Source organism: Limosilactobacillus avium (assembly GCF_947381485.1).
Taxonomy (GTDB): domain Bacteria; phylum Bacillota; class Bacilli; order Lactobacillales; family Lactobacillaceae; genus Limosilactobacillus; species Limosilactobacillus avium.
The window spans coordinates 1-309 of record NZ_CANCWN010000110.1; the positions used below are offsets into that span (position 1 = coordinate 1).

Annotated in this window: 1 pseudogene; it reads left to right on the top strand. The window is 46.9% G+C overall.

Going from position 1 to position 309, the window contains the following annotated elements:
• A pseudogene (locus QOS01_RS10520) lies at positions 1-309 on the top strand (IS30 family transposase); the annotation flags it as partial.

A 309-nucleotide genomic window follows, 5' to 3' on the forward strand; every position in this document is an offset into this window, starting at 1 on the left:
TAAGACCACCATCTTTAACGAACTTCACCGGCTAAATAGTGAGTACCGGGCTGAGCTAGCGCAAACTGACTTTGAACAAAAGGTTAGTCAACGGGGGCGGAAGTCTTCGCTCACTAAAAACCTTAAACACTTGGTCGAGGAAAAGATTCAAGTCCAGAAGTGGTCCCCTGAACAAGTTGCCCATGTGGTTGGGATTGCCTACAAGACGGTCTATAACTGGATTGATCAAGGCTGGCTTGATGTACAGCTACCCGATTTGCCTGATCATGGAATTCGTCGTCATCGTGCTAAAGAAAAGCGTGGTACGTT